Source organism: Brevibacillus fulvus (assembly GCF_016908525.1).
GTDB classification, from domain to species: Bacteria; Bacillota; Bacilli; order Brevibacillales; family Brevibacillaceae; genus Brevibacillus_G; species Brevibacillus_G fulvus.
Map to the genome: position 1 here is coordinate 362,616 of NZ_JAFBEB010000001.1, position 16,795 is coordinate 379,410.

At 48.9% G+C, this 16,795-nt stretch carries 16 protein-coding genes; 11 read left to right on the forward strand and 5 right to left on the reverse strand.

What is annotated here, in order from left to right:
* Positions 1 to 13: 13 nt before the first annotated feature.
* The gene (locus JOD01_RS01910) at positions 14 to 1,084 is read right to left on the reverse strand and encodes a YheC/YheD family endospore coat-associated protein (protein ID WP_204516516.1); all 1,071 of its coding nucleotides are present in this window, start codon (positions 1,082 to 1,084) and stop codon (positions 14 to 16) included.
* A gap of 81 nt (positions 1,085 to 1,165) precedes the next feature.
* On the opposite strand from JOD01_RS01910, the gene JOD01_RS01915 reads away from it, so the two are divergent.
* The 3 genes from JOD01_RS01915 to JOD01_RS01925 all read left to right on the forward strand — a co-directional run bounded on the left by JOD01_RS01915 (position 1,166) and on the right by JOD01_RS01925 (position 3,618).
* Positions 1,166 to 1,408: a hypothetical protein gene (locus JOD01_RS01915; RefSeq protein WP_204516517.1), complete on the forward strand. Its 243-nt coding sequence runs from the start codon at positions 1,166 to 1,168 to the stop codon at positions 1,406 to 1,408.
* Positions 1,409 to 1,494: 86 nt separating this feature from the next.
* A complete protein-coding gene (locus tag JOD01_RS01920; protein ID WP_204516518.1) occupies positions 1,495 to 3,264 on the forward strand; it encodes a M3 family oligoendopeptidase in 1,770 nt (589 codons plus the stop codon).
* A gap of 75 nt (positions 3,265 to 3,339) precedes the next feature.
* A complete protein-coding gene (locus JOD01_RS01925; RefSeq protein ID WP_204516519.1) occupies positions 3,340 to 3,618 on the forward strand; it encodes a hypothetical protein in 279 nt (92 codons plus the stop codon).
* A 62-nt stretch (positions 3,619 to 3,680) separates the two neighbouring features.
* Here JOD01_RS01925 and JOD01_RS01930 read toward each other — a convergent pair whose 3' ends face one another.
* Both JOD01_RS01930 and JOD01_RS01935 read right to left on the reverse strand, forming a co-directional pair.
* Positions 3,681 to 4,604 (reverse strand): C40 family peptidase, encoded by a 924-nt coding sequence (locus JOD01_RS01930; protein ID WP_239565116.1) that lies wholly within the window; start codon positions 4,602 to 4,604, stop codon positions 3,681 to 3,683.
* Positions 4,605 to 4,787: 183 nt separating this feature from the next.
* Positions 4,788 to 5,411, reverse strand: coding sequence for a SurA N-terminal domain-containing protein (locus JOD01_RS01935; protein ID WP_204516520.1), 624 nt, complete (start codon positions 5,409 to 5,411; stop codon positions 4,788 to 4,790).
* A 185-nt stretch (positions 5,412 to 5,596) separates the two neighbouring features.
* Here JOD01_RS01935 and JOD01_RS01940 point away from each other — a divergent pair, with 185 nt between their 5' ends.
* From JOD01_RS01940 to JOD01_RS01950, 3 genes are all read left to right on the forward strand, one after another.
* Positions 5,597 to 6,223: a fumarylacetoacetate hydrolase family protein gene (locus JOD01_RS01940; RefSeq protein WP_204516521.1), complete on the forward strand. Its 627-nt coding sequence runs from the start codon at positions 5,597 to 5,599 to the stop codon at positions 6,221 to 6,223.
* Between the two features lie 63 nt (positions 6,224 to 6,286).
* On the forward strand, positions 6,287 to 7,885 hold the full coding sequence (locus JOD01_RS01945) for an acetate--CoA ligase (protein WP_204516522.1): 1,599 nt from the start codon (positions 6,287 to 6,289) through the stop codon (positions 7,883 to 7,885).
* A 204-nt stretch (positions 7,886 to 8,089) separates the two neighbouring features.
* Complete coding sequence (locus JOD01_RS01950) at positions 8,090 to 9,544, forward strand: nicotinate phosphoribosyltransferase (RefSeq protein WP_204516523.1); 1,455 nt, start codon at positions 8,090 to 8,092, stop codon at positions 9,542 to 9,544.
* A 60-nt stretch (positions 9,545 to 9,604) separates the two neighbouring features.
* Here JOD01_RS01950 and JOD01_RS01955 read toward each other — a convergent pair whose 3' ends face one another.
* A complete protein-coding gene (locus JOD01_RS01955) occupies positions 9,605 to 11,200 on the reverse strand; it encodes an S-layer homology domain-containing protein (RefSeq protein ID WP_204516524.1) in 1,596 nt (531 codons plus the stop codon).
* A 199-nt stretch (positions 11,201 to 11,399) separates the two neighbouring features.
* Between JOD01_RS01955 and moaA the strand changes: the two genes are divergently transcribed.
* On the forward strand, positions 11,400 to 12,419 hold the full coding sequence (gene moaA / locus JOD01_RS01960) for a GTP 3',8-cyclase MoaA (protein WP_204516525.1): 1,020 nt from the start codon (positions 11,400 to 11,402) through the stop codon (positions 12,417 to 12,419).
* Positions 12,420 to 12,473: 54 nt separating this feature from the next.
* Here the strand turns inward: moaA and JOD01_RS01965 are convergent, their stop codons facing one another.
* Positions 12,474 to 12,818, reverse strand: a complete 345-nt coding sequence (locus JOD01_RS01965; RefSeq protein WP_204516526.1) for a histidine triad nucleotide-binding protein — start codon at positions 12,816 to 12,818, stop codon at positions 12,474 to 12,476.
* Positions 12,819 to 12,962: 144 nt separating this feature from the next.
* Between JOD01_RS01965 and JOD01_RS01970 the strand changes: the two genes are divergently transcribed.
* From JOD01_RS01970 to JOD01_RS01985, 4 genes are all read left to right on the forward strand, one after another.
* Complete coding sequence (locus tag JOD01_RS01970) at positions 12,963 to 14,027, forward strand: undecaprenyldiphospho-muramoylpentapeptide beta-N-acetylglucosaminyltransferase (RefSeq protein ID WP_204516527.1); 1,065 nt, start codon at positions 12,963 to 12,965, stop codon at positions 14,025 to 14,027.
* A gap of 64 nt (positions 14,028 to 14,091) precedes the next feature.
* Positions 14,092 to 14,994 (forward strand): EamA family transporter RarD, encoded by a 903-nt coding sequence (rarD, locus tag JOD01_RS01975; RefSeq protein ID WP_204516528.1) that lies wholly within the window; start codon positions 14,092 to 14,094, stop codon positions 14,992 to 14,994.
* Between the two features lie 120 nt (positions 14,995 to 15,114).
* Positions 15,115 to 16,287: a GGDEF domain-containing protein gene (locus JOD01_RS01980; protein WP_204516529.1), complete on the forward strand. Its 1,173-nt coding sequence runs from the start codon at positions 15,115 to 15,117 to the stop codon at positions 16,285 to 16,287.
* A gap of 106 nt (positions 16,288 to 16,393) precedes the next feature.
* Positions 16,394 to 16,744 (forward strand): DUF1516 family protein, encoded by a 351-nt coding sequence (locus tag JOD01_RS01985; protein ID WP_204516530.1) that lies wholly within the window; start codon positions 16,394 to 16,396, stop codon positions 16,742 to 16,744.
* Positions 16,745 to 16,795 lie beyond the last annotated feature (51 nt).

Consider the following 16,795-nt stretch of genomic DNA (forward strand, 5'->3'; position numbering starts at 1 on the left):
CTCTCCCCCCGCGTCAGGAACTGGCCTTGCCCGCGGGGAGATCAACCTTGCTGTCAGCAAGTTCCTGCTCGAGTACATAACGTGCATATTGAATCGGCAAACGAATGCCATCTTCGATCGTTTCAAAGGGAAAGACGGAACGAAACGGGATTTTGCCCGGTTTAATATTCACTTCGATTAGCCAGACATGTCCTTGTGCATCGATTGCCCAATCCAGGCCTAATTCGGCTTGCCGTCTCTGGTATGATTCCTCGAGTCGACTGCATACGATAGGGGAAAGGCGGGTTAGCCGTTTTATGATTTTTTTCGCGCGTTTTTTACGAAATTGCTCGAATAAATAGGCCGCCAACGGATGAGGGGTACCGCCATCCATCAAATTGGACGTGATCCGACCGGCTCCGCCTTCCCGGGCGGCCATACCGGCAATCGTCCAGCTGCCAGCTCCGTTTTTTTGCATCAAGACGCGAACATCGTATACGGTACCTTGCTTATTGCGAATGTCGATCCATTTCTGCATAAGATAGCGGTTCGTCCGAAAACGGGCAGCGAACAAGTTGGCTAGGCCAGTTTCATCCAACAGTACAGACGGTTGATCATTTTGCTCCAGCAGGAATTTATCGGCAAAACGGCGAAGACGTAAAATTCCTTTTCCTTCTTTCCCATTAATCGGCTTGATGATGATGGTTGCATGTTGCAGCGCCATATCCAGCAAAGCTTGCGGTGAGTCGCAAACTTGCGTAGGAATCAGACAGCTGTTGAGTTCCGGGAAACGGCTGAGCTGTTGATGGATTTTCCACTTATTTCCCAGACCATAAGTGATGAAGGGGACAGAAGGGTGCTGTTTGATCGCTCTCACCTTGCTGATGCTCGCGGGGGAGGAATAGTAGCCAATGTCATAACAGATGGCGGGCAGTTTGCTGGTTTGTTTCAACCAGACGCTTTTTTTCAGGCGATAGCCCACAACAGTCTTGCGATTCAGGTTGAGATTGCTTGGAGTAAAGACCACTACATCGTCAAAGCCTTCCGACCGTGCGACACGATAATACGGCAGAAACTTCCGGACATCCTTTATACGATGAGTCATGATCCCAAAAATCCGTTGCAAAGGCATCACCCTATCGATCAAGATATTTTATCCTATTCAAAAGGCAGGGGATGGACACTCATGAACCTCCAGATCGCAAAGATTGGAATCCTGCTCTCGATTTTGTGTCAATTGCTTGGCATGGCAGAATGGCTGACCGAAGCTAACAGGCATGTCCTGCAGGGGGCCAGTTTGCTCTGTCTGCTGGCAGCGTTATGGTTGATGCGAAAGAAAAAGCGAAAGCAAAAGCGGCGAAGCAAAGCTTCCCCCGAAACGCAAGCGTTGCTGGCTAGAGCGGAAGGCAGCGCGGAAGCGGAAGGATAAACAGCGGCAGTTGGTTTTGCTTGCTCTTGGTTCGGGGATTTTTTACAATAGATTTAATAAAAAAATTTTTACGGAGGAATAAGCTGATGAACATGCGCTGGAGCCTGGATGCTCTTTATCCATCCTTTGATTCGGAGCAGTGCCAAAGTGACCGGGAACAGGTCAATCAAGAATTAACGCAACTTCAACAATGGACGAAAGAACAGTTGCAGGATCATACGCAGCCTGCGGCCAAAATGGAAACTTATATCAAGCTGGTCACCTCATTGTCTCAACGATTGTATCGGCTGTTTGCTTTCGCGGAGTTGACCGCCAGCACCGATGCGAAAAATATGAAAGCATTGCAGTTGATCGATCAGCTGCAGGAAAAAAGCGTGGAACTGGTCGAACCGTCGATCCTGTTTCAGAAATGGCTGGGCGGCATCGATCGTTTGCCGGAAGTGATCGCTTCCTCGGCGTTGCTGCGCGAGCATGAATATTACATAACCGAAATCGCTGCCAAAAATAAGTATAGCTTGAGCGAGCGCGAAGAAATTATCCTCGCCAAAATGAAAAATACCGGGTCAAACGCCTGGTCCAAATTGCAGGAACTTTTATTGTCTACGCTCTTGGTGGACATCACGGTAGACGGTGAACGCAAACAGCTGCCGCTGCCGGTTGTGCGGAACATGGCGTATGAACAAGATCCCGAAGTTCGCAAAAACGCCTATTTTGCTGAATTGGAAGCGTACAAGAAAGTGGAAGAGTCTTCCGCTGCCAGCCTGAACGGAATCAAAGGAGAAGTCATTACGGTCAGCAAGCTGCGCGCTTATCGCTCTCCATTGGAAAAAACGCTGCTTGATTCACGGATGGATGAACCGACGCTGGAAGCAATGTTAACGGCGATGCGGGAAAGTTTGCCGGTCTTCCACAAATATTTCCGCAAAAAAGCCGAGCTGCTTGGCCATCAAAACGGTCTGCCATTCTATGATTTGTTTGCGCCGGTTGGCGAAGCCGAAATGAAGTTCACCTACGAACAAGCGCGTGATTTCATCGTCAAGCAATTTGGCACGTTTAGCCCAAAACTGTCCAACTATGCGGCAAAGGCGTTTGATCACCATTGGATCGATGCTGAGCCGCGTGAAGGAAAACGGGGCGGAGCTTTTTGCCATAACTTGCATATGATCGGAGAAAGCCGGATTTTAAGCAATTTCACCGGCAGCTTCAACGATGTAAGCACCTTGGCTCACGAGTTGGGACATGGTTACCACGGAGAGTGTCTGAATGGGGAAAGTTTCTTGAACAGCGATTACCCGATGCCGATTGCGGAAACAGCGTCGATCTTTTGCGAAACGATCATTACCAATGCGGCATTGGAATCGGCCACTCCGGAAGAAGCGTTCTCGATCCTCGAACAGGATATTTCCAGTGCGGCGCAAGTGATCGTCGACATTTACAGCCGGTATCTGTTTGAGTCGTGGCTGTTTGAACAAAGAGAACATGGCTCGTTGTCCGTTGACGAACTGAAAGAGCTCATGCTGAAAGCGCAAAAAGAAGCGTATGGAGACGGCCTGGATCACAACTATTTGCACCCGTACATGTGGGTATGCAAGCCGCACTATTATTCTGCCGACCTGAACTTTTACAATTTCCCGTATGCGTTTGGCTTGCTGTTCTCGAAAGGGTTGTATGCCGAATACCTGCAACGCGGGGAAGCATTTGTTAATCAGTACGATTACTTGCTCTCGGTGACAGGCAAAATGAACATCGCGGATGTAGGGAAGATCATGAGTGTGGATGTGCGTTCCGTTCAATTCTGGCGAAATTCACTGCAGTTGATTGCGAACGACATCGAACGGTTTATCTCTCTCCGGTAAGCGGGTTTGCTTTGTGTGGAATGCATGAGTTGCCGCCTTTCCGTTCACACTAAGCCAAAAAGAGGTGATTAGGAAGTGAATGGATTGGAATTGGTTGACCTGTTGAAAGTAACGGAAAACAAAGTGTCCCATTTACATAAGACGATTGATCACATTAGCACGGAGCCCGACTTCAAGGAATCCGTTGCGGTTTTGACCGAGATTATTCAAGATTATCAAACGGAAATCGACAAGGTCAAGCATACGCTGGAGTCCGTTCAATTCGGGCAGGGGCAAAATCAGAGTCAGGGACAGGGACAAAACCAAAATAACGGGCAAAACCAGTCGCAAAATCAGAAGCAACCGCAATCATAAAACGGCTTTTGGCTCAAAATAAATAAGCAGCGCGCTGTGTATCGGCGCACTGCTTATCTTGTTTATTTGGCGGCAATCGGGTTCCAAATGCGTTTTACCCCATAGAAAGGATACAATTTCTGCATATTCTCGACTTTTTCATATTTAACCGTTACGCCAGTCGCATGGACGATGGTTCCGTTTCCCATATACAAGGCGACGTGAGAAATGTGTCCATTTTTTTCGGTATCGTAAAACAACAAATCGCCTGGCTGCGCTTGACTCAAGTCAACTTCCTGGCCAACATTGAACTGTTCGGCGGAAGTACGGGGGAGCTTGATGCCCAATTGCTGAAACACGTAGCTGGTGAAGCCGCTGCAATCAAATCCCGCTGGCGTCGTTCCGCCGTACACATAGGGCGTGTTGAGCACCGGCTTGATGATGGTCTGCAATTGTTTCGCCAACTGACCATCACCGATTGACAAGTTCGCCGCAGGAAGTTTAGGTTGTTTGCCGAGATAAGCGGCGGCGACATAGGCGGGCTGTCCCTGAAACTCAATCTTGCACCATTCATCGCCTGTTTCTTTGATTTCCACAGGGGTGCCGTACGACAAATTTCCGAGAATCTCGCTTTGCAAGGAAGGATATGCTCTCACATGCAAAATATCCGCCGTGACGATCGTCGGTTCAGCTGCGGCGACCGGCTGATCCTGAACCGGTGGTGCTGCTGGCGGCACGTTGGCATTGTCCAAAACAAGTGATTCGCCGGGGTCCTGGGCAAGCTCCGCATTGCCGCTCAACTGCAGCACTTGTCCAATGGAGAGCTTGTCCGTCGTCAATTGGTTTTGCTGGAGAATTTCTTCGACAGGGACATGGAATTCCCGGGACAGTTTGTAGAGCGTATCGCCTTGCTGAACCACATATGTAGTGGATTCCGCTTCGACAGAAAGCGGAACCATCATAAAGCAGAATAAGGAAATTGGAAGAAGAAGTTTCTGTCTGTTCAAAGTAGTCACCGCATTTCCACAATTTTCTTCAGTCTACGTCAAATTTTACCTGATCTTTTTCTGGTAATCTATGAAAATTTGCGGGTATTCGTAAAAAAATGACTTTAGTCATAATTGAGAGAGTAGGACTATGGCAATACAAAAAAGAACACCCGTCACAGCGACGGGCGTTCGGTCATCCGACTAGTCATTTAATTTGTGCTCCAAAACGGAGTCGGTGATTTCCAAAGCGGCTTTTTCTCGCAAAGATTTGATCCAATCGTTCGTTTTCTTGTCCAGAACGCGACTTCTTACGCTGTCTTTCACTTCTGCTAAGGAAGTCGCTTTTTTCCAAAGCACATCTTTATGTTTCGTAAAATAGTCTTGCAATTCCTGATCGGTTACCGGGATCAATTTGTCGATTGCTTTCTTTTCCAGCAGTTTGTAATACATTCTGTCTTTCAGCTTGCTGTCGAGATCGGGGTCTGCTTTCAAATCTTCCAAATAGTTTTTGTTATCTTTGATTCTTTCCTTGTAAGCGGAAAACTCTTTATTCAGTTCATCATCTGTGACGACGATCTTGTTTTTGGCTGCTTCCTGTTTAACGAGCAGTTGGTCAATGGTGTCATCCAATACTTTGTCCCCGTATTTATCTTTAAGAAGTTGATAAAACTGATCTTGTGTGATCGATTCGCCATTCACCCTCGCAACAACCTCATGGGTTGCTGATGTTTCGTTGGCTGAGCTGGACTGCGTGGTAATGCTTACGCCAACGAGAGCGAGGATTAAAATTGCGATGGTAAGCATGCTAAGATCAAACTTTTTCATACCTAACCTCCATATCTTTTTGTTGTTGCCCTTTACAAGATTACTATAAACCGTTGTTGTGTAACAATGATGGAATCACATTTCTCAAAAATTACATAATTGCCGCCGGAAAAAACACGGTTCAACCAAATCTCGTTTCGGTATATATTGGTAGAGAGACTACTTTAACGAAAGAAGGACAAACAATGGAACCGATTCACAATGTGTTTTGTGTTGGACGGAATTACCGCTTGCACGCGCAAGAGCTTGGCAATGAAGTGCCGAAATCGCCTTTTCTCTTTTTGAAACCTACTCGCGCCTTGGTCGAAGCAAATGGCAGCGTCATTCCGTTGCCGGGGCAACAGGGAGAACTGCACCACGAAGTGGAATTGGTTGTGCACATCGCAAAGCCTTACCAAAAAGGGATGAGCGTGGAAGACGTCGTTGACCGGATCGCTCTGGGTATTGATTTTACCTTGCGGGATGTCCAGTCGGAGATCAAAAAGAAAGGGCACCCCTGGTTGTTAGCCAAAGGGTTCCGCAATTCGGCGGTCATCACTCCGTTTCATCCGTTTCCCGGTGTAGCGGCATGCCAGCAAACCGACTTTCACTTGCAAAAAAACGGTGAAATCGTCCAAACGGGCAATATCAAAGACATGCTGTTCGATCTGTTGACCATTCTCGAATTTACTACGCAGCATTATGGGTTATCAACGGGAGACATTATTTATACCGGTACACCGGCCGGAGTGGGACCGGTAGCAGACCAAGACAAGCTGACCATGCTGTGGGGGCAGGAGAACTGGGGCGAGTTCACGGTAAATCTGGTATAAAGGATAAAATTGTTCATTGATGAACGGGTAAAAATGGCAAAAGGAAAGAAGGCAGGTTTGCAGATGGAACTTACAGCAAAAGAACAACCTATTCAAATTCCGTCGGAGTATAATTTTGCGGCAGAGGTGGATCGCTATGCTTCCGCACACCCTGACAAGGCGGCTCTTTTGATTGTGGAAGATTCGGGTGAATCGGTTACGCATACATATGGACAATTGGTCAACTATGCGAACCGGATCGCCAACGCGTTCACCGAATTGGGTGTGACTCGCGGCGACACTGTGATGGTACTGCTTCCGCGCGGGTTGGAAGCGTACGGAACGTATTTGGGGTTGTTAAAAATCGGCGCAATTATTTTGCCCGGTTCCGAAATGCTGCGGGCGAAAGATATTGAGTACCGGATCAAGCATGCAGGTGTGAAAGCGGTGATCGCCTTTCCTCCCTTAATTCCGGAGATCAATACAGTCAGGAGTGGTTGCGACAGTTTACGGTACTGCCTCGTGTTTGGCGGGGCGGATGAGGCAGGGTGGACTGATTTAAACCCATTGGTCGATAAAGCAAGCGAAACATTTGCAACCGTAAACACCCGGGCAGATGAGACCGCCATTCTTTCCTATACTTCCGGTACCACCGGCGGACCGAAAGGAGTCATGCACAGCTATGGGTGGCCGTATGCTCATTTGGCGATTGCCGCCACACAGTGGCTGGGCGTTCAGGAAAGCGACCTGGTGTGGGCGACAGCGGCGCCGGGGTGGATGAAATGGATTTGGAGTCCGTTTGTTTCCATCTTAGGCAAAGGGGCAACCGCTTTTGTTTACAGTGGAAGATTTTCCCCGACACGTTATCTGAAGTTACTGGAAAGCTTCCAAATCTCTGTGCTTTGCGCCACGCCGACAGAATATCGGATGATGGCCAAAGTGGACAAGCTGGAGCAGTACAAACTGGATCGACTGCGGTCAGCATGCTCTGCCGGGGAACCGTTAAATCGCGAGGTTATTGACACGTTTCGGCGTGCCTTTAACATTTTGGTGCGCGACGGTTACGGCCAGACGGAAAGTACCTTGTTGATCGGGACTTTTCTGGGCATGGAAGCGCGTCCAGGCTCAATGGGACGGCCTTCGCCTTTGGTCAAGGCAGCGATTATTGACGAAGCGGGCAACCCGCTGCCTGTCGGAGAGGTTGGCGATATTGCCATCGATCGTTCGATGATTGCTTTGTTTCAAGGTTATTTGCATGATCCGGAACGGACGGCTCGTTCCTACCGCGGCAATTGGTATGTGACCGGAGACCAGGGAAGAATGGATGAAGACGGCTATTTCTGGTTTGAAGGACGTGCGGATGACATAATTATTTCCAGCGGCTATACGATCGGGCCGTTTGAAGTGGAAGACGCGTTGGTCAAACATCCGCTGGTAGCGGAGGCAGCGGCGGTTGCCAGCCCAGACCCGATCCGCGGTCATATCGTCAAGGCGTTTGTCATTTTGAAAGACGGAACGACAGGGACACCCGAGCTGGTTTATGAACTGCAAGACCATGTGAAAAAGCTGACGGCGCCGTACAAATACCCGCGGAAAATCGAATTTGTCGATGAGTTGCCAAAAACCAATTCAGGCAAGATTCGGCGCATTGAATTGCGACAAAAAGAACTGGATCGATCCTGAACGACAAGCTGCCGGTTATGTCCGGCAGCTTTCTTTCGTCAATTTTCGGTATGATTGAAATCATAACCGGAAAGGTACGAATGCCGTTTCGAGTTCGTCACTCTTTCAACCTTCGGAAAATCATGGTATTCTGTTCAATGAACTGTAACAATTCCCGGAAGCTGCAAGTAACCGCAAATCGATCGTTGAGGAGATGCATTCAAGATGAACTATGCACATCTGACGCTGCATACCGACAAATATCAAATCAATATGATGTATGCACACTGGATCAATGGGACGCACAACAAAAAACGTTTGTTCGAAGTGTTTTTTCGCAATCTGCCGTTCGGCAATGGTTTTGCTGTGTTTGCCGGTCTGGAGAGAATTGTCCATTACATAAACGAGCTACATTTTACCGATGAAGATATCGCTTATCTGGCGGAGCAGGAAGAAGGGTATGACCCGCGATTTCTGGAAGAATTGAAGGCGTTTCGGTTCACGGGAAATTTGCGTGCGGTCAAGGAAGGCACCTTGATTTTTCCCAATGAACCGCTGATTCAGGTTGAAGCGCGCGTCTTTGAAGCACAGTTGCTGGAAACCGCCATGCTCAATTTCCTTAACTATCAAACTTTGATCGCCACCAAGGCGGCGCGCATTCGTCAGGTAGCACCGCACGATGAATTGCTTGAATTTGGTTCGCGTCGCGCTCAGGAAGCGGACGCGGCGATTTGGGGAGCGCGGGCAGCCTACCTGGCAGGGTTTGATGCAACTTCCAATATCCGCGCGGGCATGATGTTTGGGATCCCCACCAAAGGGACGAACGCACACGCCTGGGTACAAGATTTCGCCAGCGAAGCGGAGGCGTTTGAGCGTTTTGCCAAGGCATTGCCCAACCATATTGTGCTGGTCGTTGATACTTATGATACTTTAAACAGCGGGATTCCCAATGCGATCAGACTGGGACAAAAGTTGCAGCAAGAGGGGAAAATGCTGAAGGGGATTCGCCTCGACAGCGGAGATTTGGCCTATTTGTCCATTCGGGCCCGCAAAATGCTGGACGACGCCGGTTTGCACCATGTAAAGATTATGGCTTCCAGCGATCTGGATGAGAACGTCATTTTAAACCTGAAAGCGCAAGGTGCGCGGATTGACTCGTGGGGGGTGGGGACCAGGCTGATTACTGCAAAAGATGACCCTTCGCTCGGCGGGGTTTACAAGCTGGTAGCCAAAGAGGAAAATGGCGTCTATGAACCGACGATCAAAATTTCCGGCAATCCGGAAAAGATCACGACACCTGGCCGCAAAAAATTGTACCGGATCATCAACAAACAGAACGGCAAGGCCGAAGCCGATTATATCGCCATGCATGAGGAAGATGTCAAAAATCAAAGCAAGTTGAAGCTGTTTGACCCCGTTCATACCTATTTATATAAATTTGTCACCCAGTTTGAAGCGGTCGACTTGCTGGAACCGATTTACGAAAACGGCAAACAAGTTTATCAACTGCCGACGCTGGCGGAAATTCGCGAGTACCATAAAGCGCAGCTGTCGTTGTTCTGGGAAGAATATTTGCGCAAACTGAATCCTGCCAAATATCCGGTTGACTTGAGCCAGCTGGTTTGGGATACGAAAATGGATTTGATTCACAAATATCAAAAGCTGGACCGCGAACCATAAAGGATGCAAAAAAGGCTCTCCCGATCAAGGAGAGCCTTTTGACTGACACGCCGTCTTCCATTATTGAAGCGGCTTGTTTTTTTGATACAAGTAAAGCTTTTCCGCATTTTCAATGCTTGTCCACACATCGGAACTTTCCGAACCGACATACCAGTATGCGGCTCCGGGCAATCCCATTTGTCTGGCGTTGAGGTACTTCAAGGCAAGCGAACGGCTGTCTTCCATCCAGATTTGATGGGTCAGTCCGTTTTTGGTATAGGAGATCGTATATTGACCGACCGCAGGAGTCCAGGTCAATTTGGCGACAGATCCTGAAATTGCCTGATACGATTGCGGCAACGTTAAATCTTCGGACTGCAGCTTGCCGTTTTGCTTGTACCAGTCACGGGTAAACAGGGGAATGCCGGCGATCAATTTGTCAGCCGGGACATCGTCCAGCAAGGTGTCAAGACTATCGTCGTACCACGGCAATGAAGCGACAGAACCGGCCGTTGGCCCGCCGCTCCAATGTTCCTCGTAGGACATCGCCACCACATAGTCGGCATATTTGCCCAATTGCGCAAAGTCGAACGGATCGCTCCAGGATGTATGGGAGTTGGGTGGAACATCAACTGACAGCGTTGCCTGTTCCTTTTTCAACGCGGTGCCCAATTCTTTGATAAATGCCGTAAACTGGTCGCGGTTGTCCGGTTTGAACCCTTCAAAGTCGATGTTAATGCCGTCGAGATCGTATTTTTTCACCTTGGCCACCAGTTGCTCGACCAGCGACTTGCGCGCACTGGCCGTTCCCAGATATTGCTCGGTCAATTCGGGATCAAACCGGTTTCCAACCAAAGCCCAGACTTTTTTGTTGTTGCTGTGCGCCCATTGAACCAGTTGTTGATTCGTCGAATCCGAGAGTGTTCCACTCTTCTCCAGAAAATACCAGCGCGGAGACAGGACATTCACTTCCGAGTTTTTGACGGTTTGGATGTAGGCATCGGCAGATAGCGCATACTGCCAGCCGATTTGCAAGGCCGAAGAAGAATTGCTTGGCTGTTTTTCCAGTTTTTCCGAGATCCGCTCCAAGATGACGGCAATTTCCTGGCGTGTCAGCGGGTCAGCCGGGCGGAATTCACCGTCAAAACCGTTCATGATCGACAGTTCAGCCGCTTTTTGCACGTAGGGAGCGGCCCAAGCGGAAATTTCCCGCTGATCGTCAAACTTCCGTGCAGAACTGCTCTTCGGCAATTCGCCATAGAAGGCTCGAATCAGCAAGGTCGCTGCCTCTTCGCGTGTAATCGCGCGAGTCGGCGCAAATGTTTTCGTACTCGTCCCATTGATCAACCCCAGCGAAACACCGGCTTGCACCCACGGGTAACTCCAGTGTTTTTGCGAAACGTCGCGAAAAGCAGGCAGATTGCTGTTTAGCGGCGAAAGCCCCAGCGTCTTGTCGAGCATGGTGATAAACTCGGCGCGAGTGACCGCTTTTTCCGGATGATAAAGCCCTTTCTCGTCGCCAAGTACGATTCCCTTCTCATACAAGGATTGTATTTGCTCTTCGGCATAACTGCCGGAAATATCATGCAAGGGGCTGGCCGTTGCGGATGAGATGAAGGTCAGCGATGCCAAGGGCAGCATCAAAAAGGTATAGAGCAGTTTTTTTGAGCTTTTCAATATGTATTTCACCCCATCATGCGTTTTGTAACAAGTATAAAAGATTACAGAATTCCGTTCATTGTAGGAACATTGGTAATACAGGAAACAATCGGATCGAATAGCACAATCAGGGGAGAAGCGGCATTTTCAACTCCGGATGATTCTGGTAGAATCATCATAAAGAATCGCATAAGCCATATGAAGGAGAGAGGCCTGGTTGGAAAAGCATGTGTTGGATTCATTGGATCGTCCTCTCCGTGATCTCCGTATTTCTGTAACGGATAAATGTAATTTTCGTTGCAGGTATTGTATGCCTGCTGAAATATTCGGACCGGATTTCGCTTTTTTGCCGCAGGATAAATTGCTCAGTTTTGAGGAAATTGTCAGGCTAACCCGTATCTTTACATCGTTAGGCGTGGAAAAAATCAGGATCACTGGCGGTGAACCGCTGATGCGCAGAGAGTTGCCCCGGCTGATTCAACAGATTAGCCAGGTCGCAGGCGTCCGTGATATCGCGATGACGACCAATGGTTCGTTGCTAACCAAGTTTGCGGCGGAGCTAAAACAAGCCGGCTTGCAGCGAGTTACCGTCAGCCTGGACAGTCTGGACGACGAGCGATTTGGCCAGCTGAATGGGCGGGGGTACCCGGTCAAAACGGTGCTCGACGGCATCGATGCCGCGGCCGAGGCAGGGCTTGAAGTGAAAATTAATATGGTCGTTCAACGAGGAGCAAACGAGCAAGATATTTTGCCGATGGCTCGTTACTTCCGCGAAAAAGGGCATATTTTGCGTTTTATCGAGTATATGGATGTCGGCAACAGCAACGGGTGGCGGTTGGATCAGGTGGTCCCCAACCGGGATATTTTGCAGATGATCAACGCCGAACTGCCGTTGGAACCTGTGCAACCGAATTATTTCGGAGAAGTGGCGTCACGTTACCGTTACAGGGATAATGGCCAGGAGATCGGGTTTATTTCTTCTGTAACCCAGGCTTTTTGTTCCAGTTGCACGCGGGCTCGACTGTCTGCGGAGGGGAAATTGTACACCTGTCTGTTTGCATCAGATGGATACGATCTGCGCCAGCCGCTGCGGGAAGGGCATACGGATGAGCAACTGCAAACTATGCTCACTGAGATTTGGCGGAAACGGGCCGATCGCTATTCGGAAATTCGCGGAAAGCACACTGCGGAGGAAACGCATCGTAAAAAAGTGGAAATGTCGCATATCGGCGGGTAAGGCAAGCAAAACATCCCCCTCTCTAAACAGCAGGGGGATGTGCATGCCTTCTTGTTACATATCCCAACGCAATTGGCGTCCGCCAATCAGATGATAATGCAAGTGAAATACGGTTTGCTGCCCATTTTTTCCGATATTGGTCACGACTCGAAAACCGTCTTGCTCGACTCCCGCCACTTGGGCTGCTTTCTGTGCGCACATGTGGATATGGCCAACCAACTCCTTGTCTTCAGGGGCGATCTCCAGCAAGGAAGCGATATGTTTTTTGGGAATGAGCAAAATGTGAACCGGCGCGATCGGATTGATGTCGTGAAAAGCGAGTACCCGATCATCCTCGTACACTTTTCGGGCTGGCAGGCGCCCATCGGCAATTTGGCAAAACAAACAGTCTGCGCTCATTGTTTTTTCCTCCCGTCACTGTACAAACGAATGCTTGCATGGTATGGTATAATTCTCTTTATTGAATATTTGACAGGCGAGGGTCATATACCTTCCAAATGGATACAGCTTTGTTTCAACATGCTTCATGTGGAGTGAGAAAAAATGAAACGGATTGTTTTTACCGGGGGCGGCTCGGCCGGTCACGTCACGGTCAATTTGGCGTTGATTCCCCACTTTGTTCGGGCAGGTTGGAAAGTGGATTACATCGGTTCGGAAAACGGGATTGAGAAACAATTGGTGCAAGCCTTGCCGGATGTTACATACCATAGCATTTCGACCGGAAAACTTCGTCGTTATTTTGACTGGAATAACTTCAAGGACCCGTTCAAGGTAGTCAAAGGTGTGTTTCAGGCACAGCGTTTGATCAGACGGTTGAAACCGCATGTACTGTTTTCCAAAGGCGGTTTCGTGTCCGTACCGGTCATTTTCGGCGGCTGGATGAACAAGGTTCCGATCATTATCCATGAATCGGACATTACGCCCGGTCTGGCCAACCGTTTGTCGTTTCCTTTCGCCACGAAAGTTTGCGTCACGTTTCCGGAGACGTTGGATCATTTTCAGGCGAACAAGGCGCTCCATGTCGGAGCGGTGATCCGCGAAGAGATCACGGCCGGCAACGGCAAAGAGGGTTTGGCGTTTTGCGGTTTTTCCGCGAGCAAACCGGTATTGCTGATCATGGGCGGCAGCCTCGGCTCGCAAAAGATCAACCAGCTGGTCCGCCAAAACTTGCAGCAATTGCTGGAACGGTTTCAAATCGTGCATATTTGCGGAAAAGGCCAACTGGATTCCTCGGTTCAGGCGGACGGTTACCGGCAGTTCGAATATGTCAACGAGCGATTGGCTGACCTGTTGGCAATGACCGATCTGGTGGTCTCCCGCGCGGGGTCGAATTCCATCTTCGAGTTTTTAACGTTGAACAAGCCGATGGTGCTGATTCCTTTGTCGAGACAGGCCAGCCGGGGAGATCAAATCTTGAACGCGGAATCTTTTCGCAAACGGGGCTATGCCGAGGTCATTGAAGAAGAACAGCTGACCGGCGAACGCTTTGTGCAAACGGTGCTGTCCACCTATGAGCAAAGAGCGGAAATGAAGGCCAAGATGCAGCGGGATCAAGTTGCCAACGGGATTCAAAGCATGGTCGACCTGATCATGTCTTGCGCAAAATAAATAAACAAATTAGCTTGCCCCCGTAGAAAGAGACGGGGGTTTGATGAATCGAGGAGAACTGGGGATGAAACAAGGAGTTATCTATGCAGTGGTTGCGTATCTTTCCTGGGGATTGCTGCCGTTGTATTGGAAGTTGTTTGAACAAATTTCCGCACTGGAGATTTTATCACATCGGATTGTTTGGTCATTTGTCTTTGTGGCGATCGTCCTGTTGGTGATGAGACGCTTCAAACAAATGTGGGGAATTCTCACCGACTGGCGCAAACGACTGACCGTCGCGCTGAGTGCAATTTTCATTACGGCCAACTGGCTGATCTATATTTGGGCGGTCAATAGCGGGCATGTGATGGAGACAAGTCTCGGCTACTATATGAACCCGCTGGTCAACGTGCTGTTTGGGGTTATTTTCCTTAAAGAAAAATTGAACGCAGGGCAGTGGGTGGCGATCGCTCTGGCGGCGCTCGGCGTTTCCATCATTACGGTCGAATTTGGCCAGTTTCCGTGGATCTCCATTTTGCTTGCGCTCAGCTTTGCTTTTTATGGCTTGACCAAAAAAGTGGTGAAACTCGATTCGCTGATGAGTCTCGCCTGGGAAACGGTCGTCATTTTTCCGATCGCTCTCATCTATCTCGCAACCATCCATGTGCAGCATACCGATACCGCTTTTTCGATGTCACCGTTGATGATCTTGCTGTTGGCGCTAACCGGCGTAGCCACCGCTTTGCCGCTGTACTGGTTCGCCCAGGCGACCAAAACGTTAAGTTTGACGACAGTCGGATTTATTCAATACTTGTCGCCAACTACCAGTTTGTTGCTGGCCATCTTCGTGTTCAAAGAGTCGTTTACAACGACCGACTTTATCAGCTTTGTCTTGATCTGGCTTGGCTTGATCGTCTTTACGGTTACGTCGTTTAGAGCGAAACAGAAAGCCGCCAATCTTCCAGGCAAACTCGAAGTAACGAAATAGTTCGGTTTGACAACGACTCGATCAAGTGATGAGTCGTTGTTTTTTATCATAAAGCAAGGAACGATTTTGCCGATATATGAATGACAAAGGTTTATCCAGCTAACGAGAGGACGGCAAACATTGAAAAAAACATGGAACAAAATTCAACCACACATTATTCCAATAGGTCTGGTCATTCTCGGTTACGTTGTTTTTCAGCAAATGGATCAGATGCCAGCTACCTTGGTGCAAGGACTCACCTATTTGTCCAACATGTTTTTAACTTCTGCCATGATACTGGGGATCTTTTTTAATCGGAGTCGACTCTTCTTCGTCGCTTTGCTGCTGTCGGTGACACAATATTCGCTTGTTTACGGAATATTTGAATTGAGCGGAAAAACGGAAGCCATTTTCCAAACGTTCGCGCTGTTGCTCCCAGGCAACTTGCTGCTGTTTTATCTTTTGAACGAAAGAGGAATTTTTACCTACTGGGGGTTAAGCCGATTTGTCGTGCTGTTGTTGGAATTGCTGCTGAGCTACTCGCTGATTCGCACCGATAATCAGCCATTCCTGCGCGTGCTTGAGCAGACCTGGATTCCGCTGCCCGCCGGTTGGAGTCCGATACCGCAAATCGCTTGGCTGTTGTTTTTCCTTGCCGGCATCATTATTTTCTTCAAAGGAAAAAAGCAGGGGCAATTTTTGCGGACGGCCTGGCTTTGCCTGTTGATGATTGTGTTGCTGGGGCTGCATAACCGGGAAAATCCGCTTAGTTGGCCGCTCTTCTTTGGCTTTGCCGGCATCTTGATGGTCGTCATCATTTTGCATTCTTCTTACGCCATGGCCTATCTGGATGAACTGACCGGAGCGCCATCGCGCCGTGCGCTCCGCGACCACCTGTTAAAACTGAGCGGAACGTATGTGATCGCCATGCTGGACATCGATCACTTTAAGAAGTTTAACGATACATATGGCCACGATGTGGGCGATGATGTGTTGAAGCTGGTTGCCTCAGGCTTGCGGGAAGTGAGCGGGGGCGGAAAAGCGTATCGTTATGGCGGCGAAGAATTTTCGATTATCTTTCCCAAAAAAAGCATCGCTGAAGTACTGCCGCATTTGGAGCAACTGCGGGAGTCCGTTGCCGCCAAGAAATACAGCTATCACAAAAAGGAAAAAGTGACTCAGTTAAGCGTGACAATCAGCATTGGCGTTGCCCAGCGCAACGAGCGCTACAAAACCCCGGAAGAAGTCATGAAGGCGGCGGACAAGGCATTGTACCGGGCAAAAGACAAGGGGAGAAACTGCGTCAGCACCTAAGCGTCACGAAAGTTTACCGATTTGTTCGTTTCATAATGAGGGCGAATATGCCATAATAGGGTTAGTTTTGTCTTAGCTTATTTTGGAAAGGTAGGGAAAAGAAACAATGGGCCAAGGTTTATTGCACGCGCACGTCGGAGCATGGGAAGCTGCCTTTGTGCTGTATATTATCGCATACATACTGGTACGCTTGCGTCAGAACCGGATTGCCAAAATCCTGCATATGATCCTGCGCTTGCTGTTTGTGATCATTGTCGTTTCCGGTCTATGGATGCTGTTTGCCTATATGGCGGGAGAAGTCCGTTACTACATAAAAGGGATTTTGGGCTTGGTAACGATCGGTCTGATTGAAATGACAATGGGCAGAGCGACCAAGGGAAAAGCGAATCTATCGTTTTTCATCCTTTCCCTCGTTCTCTTTGTTTTGGTCATTTTGATCGGATACCAAGTGATTTAAGAAAAGACGAAGAACCGGATGCATGCAAACACCTGTTGCCAGCTGCTTGGC